This is a genomic window from Enterocloster aldenensis, from assembly GCF_003434055.1.
GTDB classification, from domain to species: Bacteria; Bacillota; Clostridia; order Lachnospirales; family Lachnospiraceae; genus Enterocloster; species Enterocloster aldenensis.
On sequence record NZ_QVEX01000029.1, the window covers coordinates 1 to 26,921 of the forward strand.

Consider the following 26,921-nt stretch of genomic DNA (forward strand, 5'->3'; position numbering starts at 1 on the left):
AAGTGTGCTTTTCAGTACACCCCAACATTCAGTATAGAACCGTTTTTTCATGCCTTTTTTGCATAAATGATTCAGACATACCGGATTATCCGGATTTATTACATATTTTATCCATACTATATATAAGAAAATCAAATAGACACCCGGTTATCAATCGTGTATACTGAAAATAAATGTAATTTATTTTCTGACGGTTTTGTATTGGAGCAGGGGAATACAATGAAAAAATGGAATTATATGGCTGCGGCAATTATTTTGTTGACCGCGGTATTTTGCCTGTCAGGCTGCGGGGACAAGGATAAAAGAGGACTGGATGCCAAGTCGCCTACGGTCATCACGGTATGGCATGCATATAATGCAGTTGCAAAGGCACAGTTTGATGAACTGGTCATGGAATTTAATGAGACAGTTGGAATGGAACAGGGGATTATTGTGGATGCGGTGGGTTATGGTTCCAGTGAAGAGCTGGAAGACGTGCTTTATGCATCTGCCAACCATGTAATCGGCTCGGAACCATTGCCGGACATATTTGCATCCTATCCGGATAATGCGTACCGGCTGGACAAAATCGCGCCGCTGGTCAATATGGATGATTATTTTACGGAAGATGAGCTTAAGGAGTACAGGCCGGAGTTCCTGGAAGAGGGGATATGGGATGATGCGTCCTGCAAGATGATACCGGTATCAAAGTCCACGGAACTTTTATATCTGAATAAGACGGATTGGGATAAATTTTCCAGGGAGACAGGTGCTTCGGATGAAATGCTGTATACCTGGGAAGGCCTGATTGAGGCGGCCGGTATGTATTATGAGTGGTCGGGAGGCAGCCCGTTCCTGGGAATGAATTCATATAATGATTATGCCGTCCTGACAGCGGCCCAGATGGGCACACAGGTATACCGGGAAACAGATGGAAAGGCGGGGTTCTTCTATCCTGAGGAGACTGCCCGGAAAGCCTGGGATGCCTACTATGTCCCCCATATACGCGGCTGGTTTGAGAGCAGGGTATATAACCAGGATGGGATTAAAAGCGGCAGGCTGATGGCTTACATCGGTTCCTCGGCAGGCGCCGGGTTCTTTCCAAGGGAAGTGATAGAGGACGAGGATAACTCCTACCCCATTGAATGTGCAAGCTTACCTTATCCCACATTCCGCGGTAAAACCCCCTATATGACACAGAGGGGCGCCAATATGGCTGTATTTGAATCAGACCATGTCCATGAATATGCCTCGGCCCAGTTCCTTAAGTGGTTTACGCAGCCAGGGCAGAATATCCGGTTTGCGGTATCCACCGGGTATCTTCCTGTAAAGACAGCTGCCCTGGAATCAGTGGACACCCTTTTAAAAGAGATGGGCGAAGCTGAAAATGCAGAAATGGTGGAACACAGTATAGAAACAGAACTGGAAGCCATGAGGGAACGGGAATTCTACATCCGGAAGCCTTTTGAGGGGTCCTATGATATGAACCAGATATTTACCTCTTCCCTGGAGCATAAGACTGCCCTGGACCTCCACGAGCTGAACCGCCTGGCGGAAGATGGCGGGAGCCGTGAAAAGGCGGAGGCAGGGCTTCTGGGGGAGGAGAACTTTAAAGAGTGGTATGAAAGCCTCATGAGAGAAATGGCTGGTAGAACAGATGGGTAAGAGGAATGTAAGCGGTTCAATTGCATTTAAACTGGCTGTGGTGTTTATTTTCTTTGCGGTTTTCCAGAGCATCCTCCTGGCGTCCCTGATGATTTCAGGAGGTGTCCTAAAGCAGGCAAAGGCAAACCAATACAGCATATTTGCTGAAAAGGTCAATGGGCGCAGTGATAATCTGGAAAACCAGATGAAGAATATCTGGACCAACCTGGATTATGATGCAGAGCAGATCAGCCAATATTTTGAAATAATGGAACAGGAGGGGGCTCCCGAAAACGCGGATGCGATGCTGGAAGAGCTGGCGCCCATGGTGATTGACACCTTATTCCGTGTTAAGACAACCGGGGTATTCCTGGTGATGCCTGACCAGGGAAGGGAAGGGGACGGCGCGTTGCCCGCATTATACTTGCGCAATAACAACCCGGACAGGAGCAGCCGGGAGAACTCCAATCTCTATATGCTGGTAGGGCCTTGGAATGTGGCGGAAAAACTGGAGATTGCCACCACCGCCAACTGGAGCTTCCGCCTGAATATGAATGAATCCAACCGGGATTTTGTGTATAAGCCCTATGAGGCGGCCCTGAATCATGGAAAATCAAAGTGGCTTGGGTATTGGAGCAGCCCCTTCCAGGTAAATCCCCAGGACGAGGATGTGATTACCTACTCCACACCGTTGTTTGGGGCGGACGGGAAGGTAAAGGCCATATTCGGGGTAGAGATATCTGTAAATTATCTGTACCGCTTCCTTCCCGCCTCGGACCTGCAGACATCGGATTCTTATGGATATATCATAGGAATCAGGGATGGGGAAGGGGATATAAAGGCTGCTGTCACCCATGGCGCCATGCAGAGACGGATGCTTCAGGAGGGTATGCCCCTGGAACTTGCGGGGGTGGATCAGGAAAAATCCATTTACAGGCTTTTGAATCACAAAAGCAGCGGGGAAGTATATGCCTGCCTTAATCCCATGGGCATGTACTACCACAACACTCCCTTTGAAGGAGAGGAGTGGTTCCTCATAGGATTAATGGAAGGCCCGGACCTTCACCAGTTCCCTGAAAAGATAGGGAGGATCCTCAGCTATTCATTCCTGCTGTCACTGATAATTGGTTTCATTACAGCCATCATCACCAGCCAGTGGTTTACGCGTCATGCCAAACTGATTGAACTGGCAGGGCTTCCTGTGGGGGCTTTTGAGATGCGGCCTCATTCCAAACGGGTTTACATGACCAGCCAGGTTCCCAGGCTGCTGAACCTTACCAGGGAGCAGGAACGGAAATTCAGCCGGGATAAGGATATGATGTGCGCATTCCTAAAAGAGCTTGAATCCTCTGAGTCCAGTGAGGAGGGCGTTTTCAGGATGCATGACAAGGGGGAAAACCGCTGGATTAAAATTGCCCGGAAAACATCAGGCAGCCCAATCCGATGCGTGGTTGAGGATGTGACAGATGAAGTCCTCCAGACAAAGGCCCTGAGGAAGGAGCGTGACTGGGATGGACTTACCGGAGTTAAGAACAGGATGGCTTTTGGGGAGACCATGATACAGATGGGGGCGCGCCGGGATGAGTACCGGTCGGTTGCGCTGGTCATGTGCGACCTCAATGACCTGAAAGGGGTCAATGACGTATTTGGCCATGATAAGGGGGATGAGTACATCTGTGCAGCTGCAGGATGCATCAGGAAAGCATTTCCCACCGGACATGTATTCCGCATTGGCGGGGATGAGTTTGCCGTCATACTGACCGATGTATGGCCGGATGAGGCCAGGGAAGGATTAAAGGTCCTGGCGGTTGGGATGGAGGAGTACAGCCGCGGCTGCAGTTTTGATGCGTCCGTTGCGGCCGGAATTGCATTTTATGATCCGGGAATGGACGCAGGACTGGATAACACGTTGTCCAGGGCGGATGCCGATATGTATTCGAATAAAAGGGAAATGAAGCAGTAATAAGATAAAAGGCGGGAATAAGGAAGAAGGTATGTTCCATGTTCCCACCTTTATTTATTTGCATTGCTGTTTATGGGAAAGGGGAGTGCGCTGCTTCGTGGTTTACCGCCCTGGTCCGGCCCTGGGCCAGCGTCACACCACGCTCTGGTTGTTCTGCAGGGCAGCTGCGTGGTAATGTTCAATGGCCAGTTCGATGAAGGTTTTGCCGGCCTTTGTGAGGTAATGGCCTTTTTTGTAGGTTGCGCACAATTCCCAGAAGGGGCGGGAGGGAAGATAGAAATAAGCCACGTCCTGCTGCTCCTTGGCGTAGTTATGGGTAATCAGGGAACAGGCCATCCGGTTCTTCACCATGTTGCACAGGGTCAGGTTGCTGGATGTCTCGAACAGGATCCGGGGCATGAAGCCGGCTTCCTCAAACAGAGGGTCGATGACAGTGCGCAGCGTGGAACTTTTAAACATGAGCACGAACTGCTGGTCCTTAAAATCCCTCAGGTCCGCGGTGGCAAAGGGCTGGCCCGGCGGGTTGGCATGCTTTGCCAGGGGATGGGAACGGGGCACGGCCAGAAGGATATTCTCATAGTATATATGGACGTACTCATCATTGGTCTTGTCTTTCTCGCTGAGCGTCACAAAGCCCAGGTCCAGATATCCCTTGGAGATCATGGACTGCTGTGTCTTTACACCGATTTCCTGAGGTTCTATGGTGATGTGGGGGAACTGCTGGTAGAACTTCGGGTAAATGCTCATAAGCATGCTGATGCCGCGCTCAGGCGTCAGGCCCACGGACAGCCGTCCCACCTTATTGTCCGCCATATCATTCAGTATGTCGTAGGCTTCCTGCTTCAGCATAAGGATCTGCCGCGCATACTTCACATAGACCTTCCCTGCTTCTGTAAGCCTCAGGTCATTCTTGCTGCGGTGGAACAGCTGGATGCCCAGTTCGTTTTCCAGCTTCAACAGCTGCTGGTTCAGGCCGGACTGGGAGATATAAAGGCGTTCCGCTGCCCGCGTTATGCTGTTTTCATCTGCTATTTTCACGATGTATTCCAATTGTTTTAAATCCATGTGTCTGCCCTCCCTGAATGACTAAGTTTTACTTAGTGTTAAAATCGAAACTAGTAATTTGACTTAGTCCTATATATTTTATACAATAAAGATGTAAAAAAGACAAGAACAAATTACAAAATGACGGTTTAGTTCTTGTTAAAAATCAAAGGCAGTTTAAAATAACACATATATTTTTGCTGGGAGGTAAAGAGAATGTCGCCAACAATTACTAAAATGGAAGTGTGGCCGGTAGCTGGTCAGGATTGTATGGAGCTGAACCTCAGCGGGGCCCATGCACCGTATTTTACCAGGAACGTGGTTGTCCTGTATGCTGATAATGGCGAGACAGGTGTGGGAGAGGTTCCGGGAGGACAGAAAATCACAAAGGCCCTGGAAGAGTGTATCCCTCTTGTGGTGGGCACAAAGGTGGCTGAGTATAAGAGCACGCTGCTGAAAGTGAAGAAATACCTGGATGCAAAGGGGGAAGAGGATGTAAGGGGAAACCAGACCTTTGACCTGCGCACCGGCGTCCATGTACTGACTGCGATTGAGGCGCCAAGCCTGGACCTTCTGGGCAAGCACCTGGGCGTTCCCGTGTGCGAGCTTTTAGGGGAAGGACAGCAGAGGGACAAGGTGCGTATGCTGGGTTACCTCTTCTTCGTGGGAGACAGGAACAAAACAGACCTTCCTTATGTATCTGAACCGGATTCGGACTGCGAATGGTACAGAATCCGCCATGAGGAAGCCCTTACGGCTGATAAGATTGTTGCATTTGCAAAGGCAACAAAGGAAAAGTATGGATTTGAGGATTTCAAGTTAAAGGGCGGCGTCCTTGCGGGCAATGAGGAGATGGATGTGATCCGCGCCCTGAAAAAGGAATTCCCCAATGCCAGGATTGACCTGGATCCCAACGGAGGCTGGCTTCTTGAACAGGCAGTGGAGTATGTAAAGGGAATGCAGGGAATCCTCACTTACTGCGAGGACCCATGCGGGGCAGAGGGCGTTTACTCGGGGCGTGAAATCATGAGCGAGTTCCGCCGCCGCACCGGTTTCCCCACCGCCACCAACATGATTGCAACAGACTGGAGGGAGGTAGGACATTCCCTGGAGTCACAGGCAGTGGACATCATCCTGGCAGACCCCCACTTCTGGACCATGGCCGGTTCCGTAAGGGTCGGACAGCTGTGCCATGATTTTGGATATACCTGGGGTTCACATTCCAACAACCACTTTGACATTTCCCTGGCCATGTTCACACAGGTGGGAGCAGCCGTACCAGGTGAGTACAATGCCCTGGATACCCACTGGATCTGGCAGGAAGGCCTTGAGCGCCTGACCAGGGAACCCCTTCAGATCGTGGACGGCTGCGTGGCTGTTCCTAAGAAACCCGGACTTGGGGTTGAGGTTGACATGGAACAGGTTAAGAAAGCAAACCAGATATACCTTGAGAACTGCCTGGGAGCCCGGAACGACGCCATGGGCATGCAGTACCTGATCCCGGGATGGAAGTTTGATTCAAAGCGCCCCTGCCTGGTAAGATAACAGAAGGGACCTGAAGAATATATAAAAAGGAGAATGAGTAATGAAGAGAAGAGTATTGTGTATGTTATTGGTGCTGGCAATGGCGGTTACATGCCTGGCGGGATGCAACAGAAAGAAATCCGTACGTGTGGTAATCGGTTCCTCATCCACCAGCGGTGACAGTTATCTGATAGCTGATACCGTGACACGTTATCTGGCAGAAGAAATGGGCTGGGATGCAAAGGTTGACCCGGTGGGCGCTGCGGAAATGTTTGAAATCATCCGCAACGACAAGGGCAAAGGCGATACCATCGCAATCTTCCATGACATGATGTATCTGGGAGTTGTATTCGGTACATACGGCGAGGAATACGCCCTTGAGAATATTACCGTGGGACCAAGGGTGGCCCAGAACCCGGGCTGCTGCTTTGCTGCTAAGGCAGACGCGCCGTACAACACACTGGTGGAGGCTGCTGAGTATTTAAAGGCAAATCCGGACGCTGAGATCCGTGTGGCCTGTGAGAACGGTTCCGTATCAACCTTGTGCTACCTGGCATACTACAACTGGGTACTGGACAACTACGGACAGGAAGTTGCCGACCAGCTCCGTGTAATCGCTGCAGGCGTTACCTCTGAGAAACGTCAGATGTTATGGGACGGCAATGTGGACATTATCTTTGATGACTACTATGGCATCCAGCAGTATGTGGGCGTGGATGACAAGCAGCTGGCCATGAAGTGCGTGGGCCTTCTGGATGAGATTGAGGGCGCTGTAGATGCCCCGACCTATGCGGAGCAGGGAATTACATTTAACGGTGAGCCATTTGCACTGTCCAAGGATTTCCTTGTATATTACCCACAGAATATTGACGCTGATTTTGCAAAGGCAGTGGATGCGGCGGCAGCCAAAGTATGTGAGAATGAAAGCTTCAAGTCTGATATGGCCAAGCTGAATTACAGGGGCGCGTATCTGGATTCCTCTGCTGCAAAAGACTTTATCTATAACAAGAGGACAGAGATGACACAGCTGATTGAAGCGTGTCCGGATTTTGACTACCTGACCCAGTAATAGTGTTGCGCAGCAAGTAAGGCCGGGCTGGAGACAGCCCGGTTTCAATTAAGGAGGGAAAGCTTGTGAAGCTTAAGATTATAAATTCAACGTCCCACTGGGTCATGCCCAGGATCGTGATGGGGATTCTGGTGGTTCTCCTGGTTATCATAGGGATTCAGAGGCTGATCCATTGCAGGAAGACAGGAACCCCTTTCATTCAATTAAAGAATTACCGCTTCTTCCGGCCAGGATGGGATAAGGTGAAGCTGCTTGGCGGCATATTGACCTTTGTTGCGTACATTTACCTGATGGAATTCCTTACATTCCTTCCGGCAAGCATCATCAGCATCTTCATATTCAATGTCCTGTTTGACAATGAGAGGACAAAGAAGAGCATGATTACATCCGGCGTCATTTCAGTTGGTTTTTCTGTTTTCATCTGGCTTATTTTCGGAGTATTGTTCCGCATCACATTACCATAAAAGGAGGTTTCGATAATGTTTGGGATCATGAATATTTTAATGTCGTTCCTCGGAGTGGTAATCGGTATTATCTTCGGGGCGCTTCCCGGTATGACGGCAACCATGGCAATCGCGGTATTCCTGCCGCTTACCTACTCACTGGACCTGGGGCAGGCGCTCTGCCTTCTTCTGGGGCTTTATGTGGGTGGTATCAGCGGAGGTCTTGTGCCGGCCATCCTGATTAATATCCCGGGGACCCCGTCCTCCATCACAACCGGCTTTGACGGCCATCCCATGGCTGCCAGGGGAGAAGGTGAGAGGGCGCTTAAGATCGGCATCACGGTGTCCCTGATCGGCGGGCTTATTTCCCTGCTGGCCCTGTTCTTCTTCACACCGCCCCTGGCCAAGCTGGCCATTAAGTTCTCAGCGGTTGAGAAGTTCCTGATCATTGTATTCGCCATGACGGTCATTGCGGCCCTTTCCAAGGGTTCTATGACAAAAGGCGTGTTTGCCGGATTCTTAGGAGTCCTGGTCACGCTGATTGGAAGATTTTTTGACAACCAGCAGCTTCGTATGGTGCCCTCGTTCCTGACCGTGGAACTGGGAAGCGGTTTCCAGCTGCTTCCGGTGCTTATCGGACTGTTCGCCCTTTCCCAGATCCTTGAGGAAGCAGAGGCCGGAATGAAACGGAACCCCAAGATGGAAGGCGGCATTAAGGGCGGAGGCAGGAAGTTTTCCTTTTCCGATTTTAAGGGCCAGGGGGTCAATACAATCCGTTCCGCTGCCATCGGGACATTTATGGGAATCCTTCCAGGCGTGGGAGGTTCCGCCGCATCCCTGCTGTCCTATTCACAGGCCAAGAACTTCTCCAAGCATCCGGATGAGTTCGGCAAAGGCTGTGTGGATGGTCTGGTGGCATCTGAGGCAGCCAACAACGCACTGACAGGCGGCGCCCTGATACCGCTTCTGTCCCTGGGGATTCCCGGCGACAGTACGACGGCAGTGCTGGTCGGCGCATTCCTTTTGCAGGGCATCCAGGTAGGGCCCCTGTTCATCACCCAGAACCCGGATTTGTGGAGGGATATCCTGATTGGCCTTGTGGTATGCAACATCATCATGTTCATAGTAATGTTCTATCCCATCAAGTACATAGCAAAGATTATCAACATTCCGAAAAACCGCCTGTATCCGGTTGTCATCCTTATGTGCGTGGTTGGCTCCTATGCAATCCGCAACGGCAACATGTTTGACGTATGGACCCTCCTGCTGTTCGGAATTGTGGGCTTTGTATTCAGCAAGACAGGCATACCGGCAGCGCCCTTCCTGATCGGTTTTATACTGGGAGATGATTTTGAAAAATATTTCATTGACGTACTGAAATCTTCCGAAGGCAGCTTTGCGGCATTTTTCAACCGTCCAATCGGCAATATAATCTGGGTCCTGATTTTGATTTCACTGGCCTATGCTTATTTTGACAACAAGAGAACAAAAAAAATAGAGGCGCAGAACAAGGCTTAAGTGTTATGGCCTGCAAGGCGGAGGTAAGAAGTGTTGAGCAAGACACCTGTAATAACAGATATGAAGGTCATTCCCTGTGCCGGATATGACAGCATGCTTTTATCCCTGAGCGGGGCCCATGGGCCCTTGTTCACCAGGAATATCGTCATTATCACGGATAATTCCGGCAGCACGGGAATCGGCGAGGTCCATGGCGGGGATGATATAACAAAAATCCTTGAGAGCTATATCCCCCTTGTGGTGGGAAAGACAATCGGTGAATATAAGAGTATCATAAGCAGCATCAGGAACAATGGATATGTCCCGGGCGGCAATGACGGTCAGGGGCTTCAGAAGCTGGACCTGAGCAACCTGAAATTCGTGGTGCACGCGGAGACGGCAGTGGAATGCGCCCTGCTGGACCTGATGGGCAAGTTCCTGGGACTGCCTGTGTGCGAGCTTCTGGGGGATGGACAGCAGAGGGATGAGGTGGTGATCCTGGGATACCTGTTCTACTGCCAGGACTACACTAAGACAGACATGGCATACCTGGATGAGAGCGGTTCCCATGACAGATGGTTCAGTCTCAGAAGGAGGCCGGCCATGACCACGGACCGTATCGTGGAAAATGCCCATGCCATGAAAGAACGGTATGGATTTAAGGATTTCAAGCTGAAGGGCGGCGTCCTGAACGGCTGGGAGGAGATGGAGACGGTCCGGGAACTTAAGAAGGACTTTCCGGATGCCAGGATCAATATCGACCCAAATGGGGCCTGGACCCTGGAACAGGCAATTGAATACTGCAGGGGCATGAAGGATATCCTTACCTATATTGAGGATCCCTGCGGTGAGGAAAGAGGCTTCTCAGGCCGTGAAATCATGAGGGAGTTTAAAAATGCAACCGGCATCCAGGTGGCAACCAATATGATTGCAACGGACTGGCGCCAGTTCTACCACGCGGCCAGCCAGACAGCGGTGGATATTGTGCTGGCAGACCCGCATTTCTGGACCATGAGCGGTTCTGTGCGCATGGGCCAGGTGTTAAATGACTGGGGCCTGACCTGGGGTTCCCACTCCAATAACCACTTTGATATTTCCCTGGCTATCTTTGCGCACAGCGCGGCCGCCGCACCGGGCAATATCACTGCGCTGGATACCCACTATGTATATCAGGACGGACAGTACCTGACAAAGAACCCCATGGAAATCAGGAACGGCGTCATTGAAATCCGCAGGGAACCCGGGCTGGGCATTGAGGTTGACATGGACGCGGTGATGAAGGCAAATGAACTTTACCGCACCCTTCCTTACGGGGACCGGAATGACGCCATGGCGATGCAGTACCTGATCCCTGGCTGGAAGTTTGACCATAAGAAGCCGTGTATGGTAAGGTAGGAAACGGATAAGGCACGGCTGCCGGAACGCGTAAAAGCGGAAGGCATGGAATGTGCAGATGCAGATAACGTAAAAGACAGAAGGTATTGTGTCCCTGGCTGGTTTTAGCGCCGGGGATGCAATACCTTCTATATTTATGTGCCATACTTGACTTCTATAGTATTTTCATCTACAATTGAAAAACGTAAACAATACATGGAAGCTAGGGTAAACATATGGGAATCATAAAAGCAGCCAGACTGGTCTATGAGTATATCAGGCGCGATGAGGAAGAGAATATAGAAGAAGTGAACCGGGCCATTGACGGTTTGGATGTGGATATAGAAAAGGGCGGCTTTGTGGCTGTCCTGGGACATAATGGTTCCGGCAAGTCCACCTTTGCAAAGCATATAAACGGACTCCTCATGCCCACTGATGGTACGGTGTGGGTGGGGGATATGGATACAAAGGACGAGGAACACATCTGGGATGTGCGCAAAACAGCCGGAATGGTGTTCCAGAATCCGGACAACCAGATCATCGGCAATATTGTGGAGGAGGATGTGGGTTTTGGCCCGGAAAACATCGGCGTCCCCACAGAGGAGATATGGAAGCGGGTGGAGGAAAGCCTGAAGGCGGTTGGCATGACCGCATACCGGCTGCAGTCCCCGGGCAAGCTGTCAGGCGGACAGAAGCAGAGGGTGGCCATAGCAGGCGTCATGGCCATGAAGCCGGAATGCATCATCCTGGACGAGCCAACTGCCATGCTGGACCCCAATGGCCGCAGGGAGGTCATTAAGACGGTCCATGAACTGAACCGGGCAGAGGGGATTACGGTCCTTCTGATTACCCATTATATGGAAGAGGCAATTGATGCGGACCGGATCATCGTGATGGACGGGGGCAGGATTGTGATGGATGGGAAACCTGCGGAGATATTTTCCAGGGTAAAGGAACTGAAAGCCTATGGGCTGGACGTGCCTCAGGTAACAGAACTGGCCTACGAGCTGAAGGAAGCCGGAATGCCGCTGTCCGACGGGATCCTGACCAGGGAGCAGCTGGTAAGGGAACTGGAGCCGCTTCTGAAAAAGGGTTAAGGACACAGAAGCCTTGCTGCGTTGTTAAGGAGAGAACAGATGTCAATTAAAGCAGTTGATTTGAATTTTGTATATGGCGGCGGCACGGCCTTTGAGCAGCACGCCTTGTTTGATGTGAACCTGGAGATACAGGACGGGGAGTTTGTCGGACTGATCGGACATACGGGTTCGGGGAAGTCCACACTGATACAGCATCTGAACGGACTTATCAGGGCCAGCGCAGGTCAGCTCTATTATAACGGGGAGAACATCTATGACAGCGGTTATGATATGAAGAAACTGCGGAGCAAGGTGGGGCTGGTGTTCCAGTACCCTGAACACCAGCTGTTTGAGGTGGATGTCATGTCCGACGTATGTTTTGGGCCTAAGAACCAGGGACTTGATAAGGAAGAGGCAGAGGCCCGGGCCAAAAAAGCGCTTGAGCTGGTGGGACTGGATGCTTCCTATTATAAACAGTCCCCATTTGAACTATCCGGAGGACAGAAGCGCCGCGTGGCAATTGCAGGGGTGCTGGCCATGGAACCGGAGGTGCTGATCCTGGATGAGCCCACGGCGGGACTGGACCCAAGGGGACGGGATGAAATCCTGGACCAGATAGACCATCTCCACAGGGAGCGGGGCATGACCATCATCCTGGTATCCCACAGCATGGAGGATGTGGCCAGGTACGCGGACCGGCTGATTGTGATGAACCACGGACAGAAGGTGTATGACGGTACGCCAAAGGAAGTGTTCCGTCATTACAGGGAGCTGGAGGCAATCGGCCTGGCTGCGCCGCAGATTACCTATCTGGTCCATGACCTGAAGGAAAAGGGCGTCCGGATTGACGGGGATATCACCACGGTAAATGAGGCCAGGCAAGCAATCCTGGCGCAGTGGACGGTCGCGTCAGGGGCCGGAGGAAGTAAATTAACAGAAAGCAGCAGGGATAAAGATGTTTAGAGAAATTACATTGGGACAATATTACCCGGTCGATTCCGTGGTCCACAGGCTGGACCCCAGGACCAAGCTTTTTGGCACCATGGTATTTATTGCATCCCTGTTCATTGCAGATAATATCTGGGGATATGTGATTGCAACCGCGGTACTGGCAGCTGCCATTAAGATTACAAAGGTGCCGTTCCGTTTTATTGTCAGGGGCCTGAAGGCAATCATGATCCTTCTGGTAATCAGCGTGAGCTTTAATCTGTTCCTGACAGACGGCCATGTCCTTGCCAGACTATGGATCTTCAAGATTACAACAGAGGGACTGCGCCTTGCCTTTTTCATGGGAGTAAGGCTTGTTTACCTTGTGATCGGCTCTTCCCTCATGACCCTGACCACCACGCCGAACCAGCTGACGGACGGACTGGAAAAGGGGCTGGGTTTCCTGAACCGGGTAAATGTTCCTGTACACGAGGTTTCAATGATGATGTCCATTGCCCTCAGGTTCATTCCAATCCTGGTGGAGGAGACGGACAAAATCATGAAGGCCCAGATGGCCAGGGGAGCTGATTTTGACACAGGAAACCTGATCCAGAAGGCCAAGGCCATGGTGCCCCTCCTGGTGCCCTTATTCATATCCGCCTTCCGCAGGGCAACGGACCTGGCCATGGCCATGGAAGCCCGCTGTTACAGGGGCGGGGAAGGGCGGACCAAGATGAAGCCCCTTAAGTACGGGCAGGCGGACCATGATGCATATATGATATTTGCCCTGTATCTGGTGGTAATGATTGCGGCAAGGGTTTACCTGTAAAGCCGAAGGAATGGAAGACGGAAGGAAAAAGAACCCATGAAGCGAGTGCGCATTGTGGTTGCCTATGACGGCACCCATTATCACGGGTGGCAGATACAGCCCGGGAAAGTAACCATAGAATCCAAGCTAAATGAGGCCCTTACCAGCCTTTTGGGAGAACCGGTACAGGTCATCGGGGCCAGCCGCACGGATTCCGGCGTCCATGCCAGGGGGAATGTGGCCGTGTTCGACACCAGCCACCGTATGCCTGCGGACAGGATATGCATGGCGCTGAACCAGCGGCTGCCGGAGGATATAAGGGTGCAGTCATCCGAGGAAGTGGCCTCTGACTGGCATCCGCGAAAATGCAGATGTCTCAAGACATATGAATACAGGATTTTAAACCGCAGGATTGAGATGCCCATGCAGCGCTTTTACTCTCATTTCTGCTACTTTAACCTGGACCTGGATAAAATGCGCCAGGCAGCAGGACTGCTCACCGGAGAGCATGATTTTAAAAGCTTCTGCAGCGTGAGGACCCAGGTTACGGACACGGTGCGGACCATCTACAGCATAGAGGTAAAGCGGGACGAGGAGGATATGATCCGTATCCGCGTGACAGGCAGCGGCTTCCTGTACAACATGGTGCGCATCATCGCAGGCACCCTGATGGCAGTGGGCATGGGACAGATGGCGCCTGAAGACATGGAAGGCATATTGGAGGCCCGGGACAGAAGGGCTGCGGGTCCCACGGCGCCGGCCAGGGGGCTGACGCTGATCCGGATGGAGTACGATGATGGACCATTGCCGTAAACCACGATTTTACGTCATTTTTTCCTGATTAAGTGGTTGACATCCGTGGAAGTATATTATATAATATAAAACTGTGACATTAGCAGAGAATACTCGTCCAAAGCCCCGGAGTGAGTATTTGTAGATAAATACTTCCCATATTTATCATGCATATAGCGGGCATCCGTTGGATGTCAGGCGTATAACAAGATTGAGATTAACAGGAGGTTAACCAATGAAGAGTTTTATGGCTAGTCCAGCGACAATTGAAAGAAAATGGTACGTAGTTGATGCTACAGGATATACATTAGGACGTTTATCTTCCGAGATAGCAAAGGTTTTAAGAGGAAAGAATAAACCGATTTTCACACCACACATGGACTGCGGCGATTATGTAATCGTTGTAAACGCAGATCAGATTAAGGTTACCGGCAAGAAGCTGGATCAGAAGATTTATTACAACCATTCTGATTACGTAGGCGGCATGAGAGAGACCACCCTGCGTGAGATGATGGCTAAGAAGCCTGAAAGGGTAATAGAGTTAGCAGTAAAGGGTATGCTTCCAAAGGGACCTCTGGGAAGAAGCATGTTTACAAAGCTTCATGTATATGCAGGCCCAGACCATGAGCAGGCAGCACAGAAACCAGAAGTTTTAACATTTTAATGAGGATTGGAGGAAGAAAGTATCATGGCTAACGCAAAATTTTATGGAACAGGCAGAAGAAAAAAATCCATCGCCAGAGTATATTTAGTACCAGGTACAGGTAAGGTTACAATCAACAAGAGAGATATCGATGAGTATCTTGGTCTTGAGACTTTAAAAGTAATCGTACGTCAGCCTTTAGTTGCAACTGAGACCACTGACAAATTCGATGTACAGGTTAATGTCCGCGGCGGCGGCACAACAGGACAGGCCGGCGCAATCCGTCACGGCATCTCCAGGGCCCTTCTTCAGGCAGACGCTGACTTCAGGCCGGTTCTGAAGAAAGCTGGTTTCTTAACAAGGGACCCAAGAATGAAAGAAAGAAAGAAGTACGGCTTAAAGGCTGCACGTCGTGCACCACAGTTCTCCAAGCGTTAATCACGTTTCAGGACAGAATATGGCAGGACAAAACCTTCCAGGGGATTCCCTGGGAGGTTTTTTTGTGGTATGATGGATGAAAAGGCTGGCAAAAATCATCTCGTAATCCTGAGCACCAGGCGATTCCGGGAGTACACTGATATTTTAAGGAGGGAACAGTGAACCAATTATTTATTTCAGCTTTGACAATAGAGAAGGTCCGGCATTTGGAGGATATCCGCATTCCATTGTCCAAAGACAGAATGAAGCATCTGATATTTACCGGAAGGAATGGAAGCGGTAAAACCAGTGTTTTGGATGCCATGGCAGGATTTTTGAATGCGGTATCTACAACCAATGACCCTGTGGAAGCGCAAGATTATTTAAATCAAGATATAGATAATCTGGAATATCAGATTAAAAATGGAAAATCCGGTAATGAAATTGCAGATATAAGGAAACGCATAGAGCATTTTAAGCTAAGGATAGAACGGGCAAAGCAAGGAATCGATATGCAATTGAATTATCCATTGAATGAGATACGCAGTATGTATGAGGCCGGCGGATATATCATTGCCTATTATAAAGCCGACCGTATATTCCGCACTGAGATTCCAAGACATGTAGAAAAGGTGGAATTGAAGGAATACTATTCAATTTCTGATACGCCACGCCAGGATTTTGTTAAATATCTGCTGGATTTAAAGATGACCCAGGCTCTGGCGGCAACGGGAGGTAAGACAGAAAAGGCCGATGTAATCAAGACCTGGTTTAATAAATTCGAGGATCTATTAGGCAGGATTTTTGAAGATGGCTCCTTAAAGCTGAACTTTGATGAAGATACCTTTCAATTTACGATTTGTGAAACAGGTAAGGAACCCTTTGACTTTAACAGCCTTTCCAGTGGATATGCAGCGGTTTTGGATATCATTGTTGATATTATCATCCGTATGGAAAAGCGGACCGGCAGAAGCTTTAAATTCGAAATGCCGGGAATTGTCCTCATTGATGAAATTGAGACCCACCTCCATCTGGAATTGCAGAAGAGGATTCTGGATTTATTGACAACTATATTTCCCAATATACAGTTTATTGTTTCGACCCATTCTCCATTTATTTTGAACAGTCTGGAGAATGTGGTGATTTATGATTTGGAAAACCATCTGCTGGTGGAGGATGGCTTAACAGATGTGCCTTATGATGGAATTGTTGAGGGATATTTTAATGTGGATAAGATGTCCGCTATGTTAAGGGAAAAGTATGAAAGATACAAAATGCTGGTGAGAAAGAAGAATCTTTCCGATGAAGATATTGCTGAGATTGCTAAATTGGAAATGTTTTTAGATGAAATACCGGATTATCTGGCTTTAAATATATCAACCGAGTATAAAGGTTTAAAATTAGATTTCGAAAGCCGGGAGGATTTATTATAATGGTAAAGATAGAACGCAGTTATCCGGCGCCGGAGTCATTATTAAAGGAGGCTGCGAAAATTAATGGAAGCTACGCTCAACCCGATGTGGTAGAAAGGCTGAAACGTGATTTTCATAACAAATGCTATATTTGTGAAATGAAGGAATTGCAGGACCCGCAGATAGAGCATCTGCTTCCCCATAAGAATGGCAGATATAAGGAAAGGGAATTTGATTGGGATAATCTTTTCTGGGCATGCGGACATTGTAATGGTGTAAAAAACCAAAGTAAGTATGATGACGGTATATTAGACTGTTGCAAAAGGAATCCGGAAGAAGCCATTATCTTTGACCTAAGAGAGGATAATGTCTCAGTCATTCCCAAAAATCAGGAAGACCCTGAAGCCGGGTTGGCTGCCCGGCTTGTGGAAGAAGTATTTAATATGAGAAATACAGGGATGCGTATATACAAAAGTGAAATGCGTTTAAGGGCATTACAGGAAGAGATGAATGTTTTGTACACAAAATTGGAAGCGCACGCAGAGAAACCTGAATCCAAACAGATTATGCGGACATTACAGGCACTGCTGAAAAAGGAAATGCCATTTGCCGGGTTCAAACGGCATTATGTCAGGGAGCGGCTGGATGTTTTTCCGGAGTTATCTGAGTATGTCCTATAGTATCAGATGTATTAATATTGACTTATCAATAACTGCGTAAGTATAAGGCAGGTCCGGAGGAATTACAATGCGAAAAGAAGCGTCCATACAGGAGTGGAAGGATTTATACCAGGCTGCCACTATAATTAAGGAACTTAAACCATGGGAGCATTTCTGGGACATGGATTTGATTGGGATTCAGGAAGGGAAAGAGGAGGATACCGTATTTTTCAGTGTTCTTGGAAGAGGGGGAGGCTGTGTCGGGTATGATCCTAAAAGCAGATATGCTGGGTCCGGAGGAGGACCCAAGGGCAGCCCTGGCAGAGAATATTGTAGGTTTTATCATGGAACACGGAGCCCCAAAGGAAATACGGGTTACCAATGTGATAGTGGAGTCGGTTCTTGAACACATCTGTGAATCAGCTGAAATCAGACTTAGAAGGGTAAAACGCCTGTCTGGCCTGGATGGGTTCAGGAAGGAGATGGGACGGTTTACCGGATGAATAAAAATACCCCTGGGCCTGGTGAAAGGCCACAGAGGTATTTTTGGTTGTGTGATGATGCAATCTATTAACGTACCCCGAATTTGGTACCGCGTCTGATTGTGCCGTTACTGTTCCATTCTGTGTAGACGTATGGACCGCCGTCGGTGGTTCCGTTCTCAGTAAATTCATGGGAGCTGCCGTTAATGGTGCGGTTGCCGGTCTGCAGCTTCAGGCTGTTGTTGTCAAAATAATAGACATTGCCATTAATTTTCATCAGGCCGCCCTGAAGCTCGCCTGTATCGGCCGCATAATACCATGTCCCGTCTTTCTGAATCCAACCGGTCCTCATGATTTGGTCGGCGCCAAAGAAAAACCAGTGGTTCTTATAGTTGACCCAGTTGTTGGTGCAGTAGTCGCCGGAACCCCACTGGTATTTCATTCCCTGTGATGTGCTTACAAAACCGGCTGCAAATGATGTCATGGCGCTTCCTGCTGCCAGAGCCAGGGTCAGGGCAGCTGTTGCCAAATATTTCTTTCTCATGAAAATTCCCTCCTTGCAGAATCTATTAAATGTATTGCTTTCAATAGCTGGATTCTACACCCTGGAGTTGCTCCAAGGTCAATACAGTTAATGGATTTGTAAGGAAAATGGAAATTTAAAGTAACAATGTTAAAATCAGTAAAACCTCTAAATACAGTATTGCATAAATAATTGAATACTAGAGCCGTCACCATGGTTGCTGGCTGGATGGAGCACTATTACTTAAGGTGTTATTGCAGCTCTGCACTAGATCCAACCGCCGTCCAGCCCGATGACCTGGCCTGTAAGGTAGGATTCCTTATATCCAAGATGGTATACCAGGTCGGCAACTTCTTCTGCCTTTCCAAGTCTTCCTGAGGGGATTCCCTCTACCAGGGAAATGAGCTCGTCCTCCTCCATCCACTGGTTCATCTCCGTGTCAATGGCGCCGCAGGCCACTGCATTTACCTGTATGTTGCTGGGGGCCAGTTCCTTGGCCAATGCCCTGGTAAAGGCGTTAATACCGCCTTTGGTGGCTGAATATGCCGTTTCACAGGACGCTCCCACCACGCCCCATACAGAGGAGATGTTAATGATTTTGCCCTGTTTCTGCTGCAGCATATAGGGAATGGAAAGCTTGCAGCAGTTGAATACCGAGGTCAGGTTGGTGCAGAGCATCCTTTCCCAGTCCTGGGAAGACATATCCTGCAAAAGTCCTATATAGGAAATGCCGGCATTGTTCACCAGCACATCAATGCCCCCGAACCGGGTCTTTATTTTTCCGAACAGTTCTTCGCAGCACTGCATGTTACCCATATCACCCTTATAAGCAAGGCAGGGTACCTGGAAGCCTTCAATTTCTTTCTGGGTCTGTAAGAGCCTGTCTTCCCTGTGGACGCAGCTGATGGCTATGTTATAGCCCTTTTTAGCGAATTTGACTGCGATAGCCTTTCCGATGCCCCGGGATGCCCCGGTGACCAGTACTGTTTTACGTGGCATATAGACACACATCCTTTCTGTCATCACTGTATTTATATTTTATCACATCCTTACTATAATTGTAAGAAATTGAATTGTAATAAGTTAAATATCTGTGATATAATAATTATAAATCGGCCAAAATACTAAAATAATGAAACTCAGATAAGGAAAAGGTAAGGATATGGAACATATTTATGATTTGGTTATCATCGGCTCAGGACCGGCAGGACTTGCCGCAGCCGTCTATGCCCAGAGGGCAAGACTTGATACACTGGTAATTGAGAAGGCAATGGTCAGCGGAGGCCAGGTCCTTACGACCTATGAAGTGGATAATTATCCCGGCCTGCCCGGGATTGGCGGATATGACCTGGGGTTAAAGTTCAGGGAACATGCGGACCAGTTGGGCGCTGCCTTTGCAGAGGATGATGTGGTAAGGATTGAGGATCAGGGTAAGATCAAACGGGTGGTATGTGAGCATGAGACCTATGAATCCAGGGCCCTGATACTTGCCACCGGGGCTGTCCACCGGAAGCTGGGCATACCTGGCGAGGAGGAGCTGGCCGGCATGGGAGTCTCCTACTGCGCAACCTGCGACGGGGCATTTTTCCGCAACAAGGTAACCGCTGTCATTGGAGGCGGGGATGTGGCTGTGGAGGATGCAATCTTCCTGGCCCGCATGTGCAGCAAGGTGTACCTGATTCACAGAAGGAATGAGCTGAGGGCTGCCAAGAGCCTTCAGGAGACCCTCCTTGGTCTTGAAAATGTGGAAGTAATCTGGGATACGGTGGCTGACTGCATCAATGGGGACGGCATGGTCAGGAGCCTGTCCGTAACCAATGTAAAAACCGGGGCCAAGACGGACCTGGATGTCCAGGGCGTATTTATCGCTGTAGGCATTTCACCGGAGAGCAAAGCCTTTGAGGGGATTGTGGACATGGACCACGGATACATCAGGGCCGGTGAAGACGGGGTGACCTCTGTTCCGGGCATCTTTGCGGCCGGGGATGTGCGGACCAAGCCCCTTCGCCAGATCATTACGGCAGCAGCGGACGGCGCCAATGCAGTTACCAGCGTGGAACGGTACCTGATAGAGAATTAGGGGGTTGCAGGGCGAATGAGGAAGTGGAAGAGAATACTGGCTGTCAGCGGCCTGTGCAGCTGTGCGTTTGCAGCGCCTGCCCTGGCATCCACCAATCTGGAGACCGGTTCTTCCCTTGCAGGCATCTCCGTGGCGCTGAACAATTTCTATGCCGGCAACACGGAGCCTGAAAAGCAGCTGGCGACCATCTATTCAGACATGGAAAACAGATCTGCAAAGAATCAGGGAAGTGGTTCTGGCAGCAATAAAGGTGCGTCTTCGGGTAAGGGTTCGGCTTCTTCGGATTCAGGAACCGGGACGGATGCACAGACGGAAGCCCCGCCCAAGGAGACCAAGGCGGCGAAGCCCAAATCATCCCCATACGATAATATTGCTGTCTCCAAGGTCAATGGGTCCGTAAACATCAGGACCGACGCCAATACCAACAGCGGCGTTGCAGGCAAGATATACAACGATTCAGCGGCAACCATCCTGGGTACTGTGGATGGGGAGGGCGGCAAGTGGTATAAGATACAGTCCGGTTCCGTTACCGGCTACATAAAGGCAGAATATTTTGTGACAGGGGAGCAGGCAGAGGCAAAGGCCAGGCAGGTGGGGACCACGTACGGTACCATTGTGGGCACGCCCAGCCTGCGTCTGCGGGATACCCCTGACCTGGAGGGCAAGACACTGACCCTTCTCTCTGAAGGAGCCCATTATGTGGTTACGGGAGAAGAGGGGGACTTCTTAAAGGTCTCCGTGGATTCGGACCTGGAAGGATATGTATTTAAGGAGTATATGAAGACCAGCGTGGAATTTAATAAGGCAGTGTCCGTGGAAGAGGAGAAGGCCAAGGAGGCTGAGGAGGCTAAGCGTAAAGAGGAGGCTGAAAAAGCCCTGAAGGCCCTGGAAGACGCTAAGAAGAAAGAATCTGAGAAAAAGACCACTGCAGCTTCCACAAAGGCAGAGAAGACCACGGAAGCGCCAACCACTGCGGCGCCAAAGAAAGAGGAAAACAAGCCCACGGACCCGGTAATCCAGACCATTGCAGCCAATCCGGAGAATGGAAAGGATGTTACGGTGGCAGCGCCCACAACCAAGAAGGAGACAGAGGGAAGCCAGTCCAAGGGACCTGGAAGCGGGGGCAGCCCTTCCTCAGAGGTGGCATCAGCCACCAGGAACGCTGTGGTGGCATACGCCAAGCAGTTCCTAGGCAATCCATATGTGTACGGAGGGACAAGCCTTACAAGCGGTGCGGACTGTTCCGGGTTTACCCAGAGCGTATTCGCCCATTTCGGTATCAGTACGGGAAGAAGCTCCAGGGACCAGGCGGCCAGGGGCAAGGCGATTCCTGTAAGCGATGTCAAGCCGGGCGACCTTCTGTTCTATGCCAGCGGTGATTATATCAACCATGTGGCCATTTATATAGGAGGCGGCCAGATTATACATTCCAGCACTCCGGCAACAGGCATCTGCATAGCGCCTTCTAATTACAGGACGCCATGTAAGGCAGTTACATTCCTGGATTAGGGTATGGTTAATACATAAAGATTGGATGGATTGACAGATCTGCCAACAGATAAAAGGGATCATGCATGGATTTTACGGTGCATGGTCCTTTTTAATGCCTTCTTTTTCCTGAATGCTGCTATCACGGGGATTGTCCCCTGTTCCATGGGTGTCCGTATAAAAAATGCAGCCAGTATGTACTGGCTGCAGTCTTGTCCTTATTTGAAGGAAAAATCCTTACATCATCTTATATGGCTAGAATTCCGGTTCAATAAGGCCATAGGTTCCGTTCTTGCGTTTGTAAACAACATTGACCTGGTCCGTATCTGCGTTTAGGAATACATAGAAGCTGTGGCCCAGCATCTCCATCTGCAGGCATGCTTCCTCGGGAATGGTTGGCTTAATGGCAAACTTCTTGGTCTTGACAATCTGGATTTCATCGTCCTGTACTTCGTCCTCTTCCTCTATAAATGCCTGTGAGAAAGAGACTGCCGCCTGTTTCTTGTCAATCAGTTTCTTTCTATATCTCCGGATCTGGCGTTCAATAACCTCCTCCACCAGATCGATGGATACGTACATGTCTGTACTGGATTCTTCTGCACGGATGGTATTGCCCTTAACCGGGATTGTTACTTCAATCTTCTGCCTGTCCTTCTGCGCGCTCAGCGCTACGATTACTTCGGTGTCCGGAGTGAAGAAATGTTCCAGCTTGCCTATCTTCTTTTCAACAGCAGCCTTCAAACCTGGAGTTACCTCAATATTTCGTCCTGTTATGGTATAACGCATAATCATCAACTCCTTTTCTTGAGATAGTGACATTATAACATATTTAGTATAAAATTACAATCAGAACCTATGAATTGCCTAACAATTTATCTTAATTTTTTATAAAAATAATCTTTGAATCAGGGGGATAACCATTGAATCATCAATAGGAACGGCCTTAAAATGTCAATAGAAAAACATGTATTTTCTTCCGAAATATGAAAGTTTATCAGAAGTGTACAAAAATAAAATTTCTGTTAAGCCTGGGTAAAGTTTGAAGGCCAAAGCTTATAAACTTGTGGATAATGTGGATAAGTCAGTGTATAACTATTTTTTGCCTTAAAATGGACAAACTGGGATGTGGATAACTTTGTGGGTAGTGTGCATAAACTTCTGGGGATAATGTGGACAGGTAAAAAATCGAACACATTTTTTGTGCAATGTGCTTGGTTGACCATAAGTGAGGCAAAAAAGTGGGGCGAATGGTGAAAGATGGTTGTTTAAATGAAAAAAAAGCAGTAGAATAATGTTTATAGGTATTGCCTGACAATGAGACAGAGGAGAAAGAAAGATGAATTATGAAAGCAGGGTTATGGCAGGGAGACGGGAAAAGGCAAAGGATTTAACGGTGTGCGGGCTGTTTTCTGCATTGATAGCAGTTGGCGCATTTATAAAAATTGTGATACCGGTGGGCGCTGACAGCATGAATTTTACCCTTCAGTGGTTTTTTGTACTGCTGGCAGGACTGTTGCTGGGGTCAAAGAGGGCGTTCCTAAGTGTGTCCACCTATCTGCTGATTGGACTTATGGGAATCCCTGTTTTTGCCCGGGGAGGCGGACCGGCCTATCTGCTCCGTCCCACCTTCGGCTTTTTGCTTGGTTTTGCATTGGCAGCATATGCCATGGGGAAAATCTGTGAGTGGATGCATTCCTCCAAACCAGGTACATGGATATTTGCGGCAACGGTTGGGTATGTGATTTATTATGGAATGGGTATTCTCTATTTTTATTTTATAACTCACTGGATTGTGGTAACGCCAAACACGGTTGGATGGGGAGCCATATTTGCGGTTTACTGCCTGCCCACCATGTTTCCGGACGGTGTGCTGTGTGTGCTTGCCATCATGGTGGCAGGGAGGCTGCGGCCTGTTGTGTCGCAGATACTAGGGTAATGGAAGAACGGGTACCGGGAATCATGCCAATGACCGGACCCGTTCTTATTTATATGCAGGAACGTCCGGAATCAGACCTTTTGTATGGTGTTTTTGGACGCGTATAAGCCGGAAAACCCTGTAAAACCGTTGATTTTATGTCCAAAATGTTAATTTTTCATTAACCCGTTGAATTAATCTGCTCCAAGTGCTACAATAAGTAAGATTGTATCATAGGCGTAGTATTTGCAGGATTTTATACGGAACATCCGCAGCAGGAAAGCGTTGTGGGAAGGGCCGCCAGGTCCATGATGGGAGTATCGTGGATTGTAAAGGAATAGACTGGAATCAGCGGGCAGATAATATAAGTATTGCAAGGCAGTGCCAGGTCCAGGAAGAACTGCCCTGACAGGTGGTGCAGATACAGACGCTGGTTGAAAAGGATTTTCTGTTATATAAGGAAAGCCCGCGATAAAGCCATATCGCGGGAAGTAAAGGAAAGCCCACGATAAAATCACATCGTGGGAAATTAAGGAAGAAGTTAGGAGAGTATACCATGAACGTAATTGAAAAGGTGTTCGGGACTCACAGTGAAAGAGAACTGAAGATGATAAGGCCGATTGTGGCAAAGATTGAAAGCATGCGCACGGATATGATGGCCAAATCAGATGAGGAACTGCGCGACCAGACCAGGATCCTTAAGGAAAGACTGGCTGGGGGCGAAACACTGGATGACATTTTGCCGGAGGCATTTGCCACTGTCCGTGAGGCGGCAAAAAGAACCCTGAATATGGAGCATTTCCCTGTACAGCTCATTGGCGGCATCGTGCTTCACCAGGGCCGTATAGCTGAGATGCGTACTGGTGAAGGCAAGACGCTGGTATCCACCTGTCCTGCCTACCTGAACGCGCTGGGCGGCAAGGGTGTGCAGATTGTAACGGTCAACGATTATCTGGCAAAGCGTGATGCTGAGTGGATGGGCCAGGTGCACCGTTTCCTGGGACTGACCGTGGGCGTTGTTCTGAATGACATGACCAGTGAGCAGCGTAAGGAAGCATATGCGTGCGATATCACATATGTTACCAACAATGAGCTGGGGTTTGACTATCTGCGTGACAACATGGCTATCTATAAGGAACAGCTGGTCCTTCGCGACCTGGATTACGCCATCATCGATGAGGTTGACTCGGTGCTGATTGATGAGGCCAGGACGCCTCTTATCATTTCCGGCCAGAGCGGCAAGTCCACCAAACTGTATGAGGTATGTGACGTGCTGGCGCGCCAGCTGGAGCGCGGAACCGTATCCAAGGAATTTTCCAAGATTGACGCCATCATGGGTGAGGAGATTGAGGAGACCGGGGATTTTGTTGTGGATGAAAAGGATAAGGTGGTGAACCTGACCGAGCAGGGCGTCCGGAAGGTGGAGGAGTTCTTCCACATTGAGAACCTGGCTGATCCTGAGAACCTTGAAATCCAGCATAATATCATCCTGGCCCTGCGCGCCAACAACCTGATGTTCCGTGATAAGGATTATGTTGTAAAGGATGATGAGGTCCTGATTGTTGATGAATTTACAGGACGTATCATGCCCGGCCGTCGCTATTCAGACGGACTCCATCAGGCCATTGAGGCCAAGGAGCATGTGAACGTGCGCCGTGAGAGCCGTACCCTGGCTACTGTTACCTTCCAGAACTTCTTTAATAAATATACCAAGAAGTCGGGTATGACAGGTACTGCCCTGACAGAGGAAAAGGAGTTCCGTAACATTTACGGAATGGACGTCATCGCCATCCCTACCAACCGGCCTATGGTCCGTAAGGATTTGGATGATGCAGTATATAAGACCAAGAAGGAAAAGTACAAAGCGGTTGTGGAGGAGGTTGCAAAGGCCCATGAGAAGGGACAGCCTGTCCTGGTGGGCACCATTGCCATTGAGACTTCCGAACTGCTCAGCAAGATGCTGAATAAGCGCGGGATTCCCCACAAGGTGCTGAATGCCAAGTTCCATGAGCTGGAGGCTGAGATTGTAGCGGATGCAGGTATCCACGGCTCCGTAACCATTGCCACCAACATGGCAGGCCGTGGTACGGATATTAAGCTGGATGAGGAGTCCAAGGAACTGGGGGGCCTGAAGATCATCGGTACGGAGCGCCATGAATCACGCCGTATTGACAACCAGCTGCGCGGTCGTTCCGGCCGTCAGGGAGACCCGGGTGAGTCCAGGTTCTACCTGTCCCTGGAGGATGACCTTTTAAGGCTCTTTGGTTCTGACCGCCTCATGGCCATGTTTGAGGCAATGGGCGTGCCGGAGGGTGAGCAGATTGAGCACAAGATGCTTTCCAATGCAATTGAGAAAGCGCAGATGAAGATAGAGAGCAACAACTTCGGTATCCGTGAGCAGCTGCTTAAATTCGATGAAGTGAACAATGAACAGCGTGAGGTCATTTACGCTGAGCGCCGTAAGGTCCTGGACGGCGACAACATGCGCGACCTTATCCTTAAGATGATTACGGATATTGTTGAGAACGCAGTGGATATGTCTGTTTCCGATGACCAGACCCCGGATAAATGGGATCTTAAGGAACTGAACAACCTTCTTCTTCCTGTTATTCCGCTGAAGCCGGTCATCCTGAGCGAAGACCAGAAGAAGTCCATGAAGAAGAACGAGTTAAAGCATAACCTGAAGGAAGAGGCAATCAAGCTTTACGAGACAAAAGAAGCTGAATTCCCTGAGCCTGAGCAGATCCGTGAGATTGAGCGCGTTGTCCTGCTTAAGGTAATTGATAACAAGTGGATGGCCCATCTGGATGATATGGACGCCCTGCGCGAGGGTATCGGACTTCAGGCTTACGGCCAGAGGGATCCGGTTGTTGAATATAAGATGCAGGGTTATGAGATGTACGAGGCCATGATGGCTGCCGTACAGGAAGAGACCGTGCGCATCCTGTTCCACATCCGGGTTGAGCAGAAGGTGGAGCGTGAGCCGGCTGCCAAGGTAACAGGTACCAACAAGGATACCTCCCTTGCCAGCGCGCCGAAGAAGCGGGCGGAGCAGAAGATTTATCCAAACGATCCATGTCCATGTGGTTCAGGCAAGAAGTATAAGCAGTGCCATGGAAGGATTAAATAACTGACCGGGATACCGGGATGAAATATAAAATG

The 26,921-nt window shown here is 49.4% G+C and carries 24 protein-coding genes and 1 pseudogene; 21 read left to right on the forward strand and 4 right to left on the reverse strand.

Translation table 11 applies throughout. The annotated features are described in order from the left end of the window. Window positions 1-219 precede the first annotated feature (219 nt). Both DWX59_RS27420 and DWX59_RS27425 read left to right on the forward strand, forming a co-directional pair. A complete protein-coding gene (locus DWX59_RS27420) occupies window positions 220-1,644 on the forward strand; it encodes an extracellular solute-binding protein (RefSeq protein WP_117563327.1) in 1,425 nt (474 codons plus the stop codon). Continuing rightward, window positions 1,637-3,586 (forward strand): sensor domain-containing diguanylate cyclase, encoded by a 1,950-nt coding sequence (locus tag DWX59_RS27425; RefSeq protein ID WP_117563328.1) that lies wholly within the window; start codon window positions 1,637-1,639, stop codon window positions 3,584-3,586. Before DWX59_RS27420 ends, DWX59_RS27425 begins: the two co-directional genes overlap by 8 nt. A gap of 132 nt (window positions 3,587-3,718) precedes the next feature. On the opposite strand, the gene DWX59_RS27430 is transcribed toward DWX59_RS27425, so the two are convergent. Then, window positions 3,719-4,651 carry a LysR family transcriptional regulator gene (locus DWX59_RS27430; RefSeq protein ID WP_117563329.1) on the reverse strand — a complete coding sequence of 311 codons (933 nt, stop codon included), beginning with the start codon at window positions 4,649-4,651 and terminating at the stop codon, window positions 3,719-3,721. A gap of 195 nt (window positions 4,652-4,846) precedes the next feature. Here DWX59_RS27430 and DWX59_RS27435 point away from each other — a divergent pair, with 195 nt between their 5' ends. The 15 genes and pseudogenes from DWX59_RS27435 (at window position 4,847) to DWX59_RS29530 (ending at window position 17,774) form a co-directional block, all read left to right on the forward strand. After that, window positions 4,847-6,175 (forward strand): enolase C-terminal domain-like protein, encoded by a 1,329-nt coding sequence (locus DWX59_RS27435; protein ID WP_117563330.1) that lies wholly within the window; start codon window positions 4,847-4,849, stop codon window positions 6,173-6,175. A 40-nt stretch (window positions 6,176-6,215) separates the two neighbouring features. Next, a complete protein-coding gene (locus DWX59_RS27440; protein WP_117563331.1) occupies window positions 6,216-7,223 on the forward strand; it encodes a type 2 periplasmic-binding domain-containing protein in 1,008 nt (335 codons plus the stop codon). Window positions 7,224-7,288: 65 nt separating this feature from the next. Next, complete coding sequence (locus tag DWX59_RS27445) at window positions 7,289-7,687, forward strand: tripartite tricarboxylate transporter TctB family protein (protein WP_117563332.1); 399 nt, start codon at window positions 7,289-7,291, stop codon at window positions 7,685-7,687. Window positions 7,688-7,702: 15 nt separating this feature from the next. Continuing rightward, window positions 7,703-9,184: a tripartite tricarboxylate transporter permease gene (locus tag DWX59_RS27450; RefSeq protein WP_117563333.1), complete on the forward strand. Its 1,482-nt coding sequence runs from the start codon at window positions 7,703-7,705 to the stop codon at window positions 9,182-9,184. Window positions 9,185-9,244: 60 nt separating this feature from the next. Next, window positions 9,245-10,558, forward strand: a complete 1,314-nt coding sequence (locus tag DWX59_RS27455; protein ID WP_117563360.1) for an enolase C-terminal domain-like protein — start codon at window positions 9,245-9,247, stop codon at window positions 10,556-10,558. A gap of 215 nt (window positions 10,559-10,773) precedes the next feature. Then, window positions 10,774-11,634, forward strand: coding sequence for an energy-coupling factor transporter ATPase (locus DWX59_RS27460; protein ID WP_117563334.1), 861 nt, complete (start codon window positions 10,774-10,776; stop codon window positions 11,632-11,634). Window positions 11,635-11,673: 39 nt separating this feature from the next. After that, entirely contained in the window at window positions 11,674-12,576 is a 903-nt protein-coding gene (locus DWX59_RS27465; protein ID WP_117563335.1) for an energy-coupling factor transporter ATPase, read from the forward strand. After that, window positions 12,569-13,369 (forward strand): energy-coupling factor transporter transmembrane component T family protein, encoded by an 801-nt coding sequence (locus DWX59_RS27470; RefSeq protein WP_117563336.1) that lies wholly within the window; start codon window positions 12,569-12,571, stop codon window positions 13,367-13,369. Before DWX59_RS27465 ends, DWX59_RS27470 begins: the two co-directional genes overlap by 8 nt. 36 nt (window positions 13,370-13,405) lie before the next feature. Continuing rightward, on the forward strand, window positions 13,406-14,161 hold the full coding sequence (truA, locus tag DWX59_RS27475) for a tRNA pseudouridine(38-40) synthase TruA (RefSeq protein ID WP_117563337.1): 756 nt from the start codon (window positions 13,406-13,408) through the stop codon (window positions 14,159-14,161). 214 nt (window positions 14,162-14,375) lie between these two features. Beyond that, window positions 14,376-14,804, forward strand: a complete 429-nt coding sequence (rplM, locus tag DWX59_RS27480) for a 50S ribosomal protein L13 (RefSeq protein ID WP_117563338.1) — start codon at window positions 14,376-14,378, stop codon at window positions 14,802-14,804. 24 nt (window positions 14,805-14,828) lie between these two features. Then, window positions 14,829-15,221, forward strand: coding sequence for a 30S ribosomal protein S9 (gene rpsI, locus DWX59_RS27485; protein ID WP_008726468.1), 393 nt, complete (start codon window positions 14,829-14,831; stop codon window positions 15,219-15,221). A gap of 158 nt (window positions 15,222-15,379) precedes the next feature. Continuing rightward, on the forward strand, window positions 15,380-16,633 hold the full coding sequence (locus tag DWX59_RS27490; protein WP_117563339.1) for an AAA family ATPase: 1,254 nt from the start codon (window positions 15,380-15,382) through the stop codon (window positions 16,631-16,633). Further along, entirely contained in the window at window positions 16,633-17,292 is a 660-nt protein-coding gene (locus DWX59_RS27495) for an HNH endonuclease family protein (RefSeq protein WP_117563340.1), read from the forward strand. The genes DWX59_RS27490 and DWX59_RS27495 overlap by 1 nt, the downstream gene beginning before the upstream one ends. A gap of 67 nt (window positions 17,293-17,359) precedes the next feature. Next, window positions 17,360-17,476 (forward strand): annotated as a pseudogene (locus DWX59_RS30365) (DUF7309 domain-containing protein); the annotation flags it as partial. A 61-nt stretch (window positions 17,477-17,537) separates the two neighbouring features. Continuing rightward, window positions 17,538-17,774, forward strand: a complete 237-nt coding sequence (locus tag DWX59_RS29530) for a DUF6930 domain-containing protein (protein WP_235845204.1) — start codon at window positions 17,538-17,540, stop codon at window positions 17,772-17,774. Window positions 17,775-17,841: 67 nt separating this feature from the next. Here the strand turns inward: DWX59_RS29530 and DWX59_RS27505 are convergent, their stop codons facing one another. Beyond that, window positions 17,842-18,297 carry a hypothetical protein gene (locus tag DWX59_RS27505; protein ID WP_117563341.1) on the reverse strand — a complete coding sequence of 152 codons (456 nt, stop codon included), beginning with the start codon at window positions 18,295-18,297 and terminating at the stop codon, window positions 17,842-17,844. 246 nt (window positions 18,298-18,543) lie between these two features. Further along, window positions 18,544-19,275, reverse strand: coding sequence for an elongation factor P 5-aminopentanone reductase (gene ymfI, locus DWX59_RS27510; RefSeq protein ID WP_117563342.1), 732 nt, complete (start codon window positions 19,273-19,275; stop codon window positions 18,544-18,546). 163 nt (window positions 19,276-19,438) lie between these two features. Here ymfI and trxB point away from each other — a divergent pair, with 163 nt between their 5' ends. Both trxB and DWX59_RS27520 read left to right on the forward strand, forming a co-directional pair. Further along, window positions 19,439-20,356, forward strand: a complete 918-nt coding sequence (gene trxB, locus DWX59_RS27515) for a thioredoxin-disulfide reductase (protein WP_117563343.1) — start codon at window positions 19,439-19,441, stop codon at window positions 20,354-20,356. Window positions 20,357-20,371: 15 nt separating this feature from the next. Beyond that, the gene (locus tag DWX59_RS27520; protein WP_117563344.1) at window positions 20,372-21,865 is read left to right on the forward strand and encodes a C40 family peptidase; all 1,494 of its coding nucleotides are present in this window, start codon (window positions 20,372-20,374) and stop codon (window positions 21,863-21,865) included. 234 nt (window positions 21,866-22,099) lie between these two features. Here DWX59_RS27520 and hpf read toward each other — a convergent pair whose 3' ends face one another. Next, window positions 22,100-22,630: a ribosome hibernation-promoting factor, HPF/YfiA family gene (hpf, locus tag DWX59_RS27525; RefSeq protein ID WP_117563345.1), complete on the reverse strand. Its 531-nt coding sequence runs from the start codon at window positions 22,628-22,630 to the stop codon at window positions 22,100-22,102. A gap of 550 nt (window positions 22,631-23,180) precedes the next feature. On the opposite strand from hpf, the gene DWX59_RS27530 reads away from it, so the two are divergent. Together DWX59_RS27530 and secA are read left to right on the forward strand one after the other, a co-directional pair. Beyond that, window positions 23,181-23,780, forward strand: coding sequence for a biotin transporter BioY (locus tag DWX59_RS27530; protein ID WP_117563346.1), 600 nt, complete (start codon window positions 23,181-23,183; stop codon window positions 23,778-23,780). Window positions 23,781-24,315: 535 nt separating this feature from the next. Beyond that, the gene (gene secA, locus DWX59_RS27535; RefSeq protein WP_117563347.1) at window positions 24,316-26,889 is read left to right on the forward strand and encodes a preprotein translocase subunit SecA; all 2,574 of its coding nucleotides are present in this window, start codon (window positions 24,316-24,318) and stop codon (window positions 26,887-26,889) included. The last annotated feature ends 32 nt before the right edge of the window (window positions 26,890-26,921 follow it).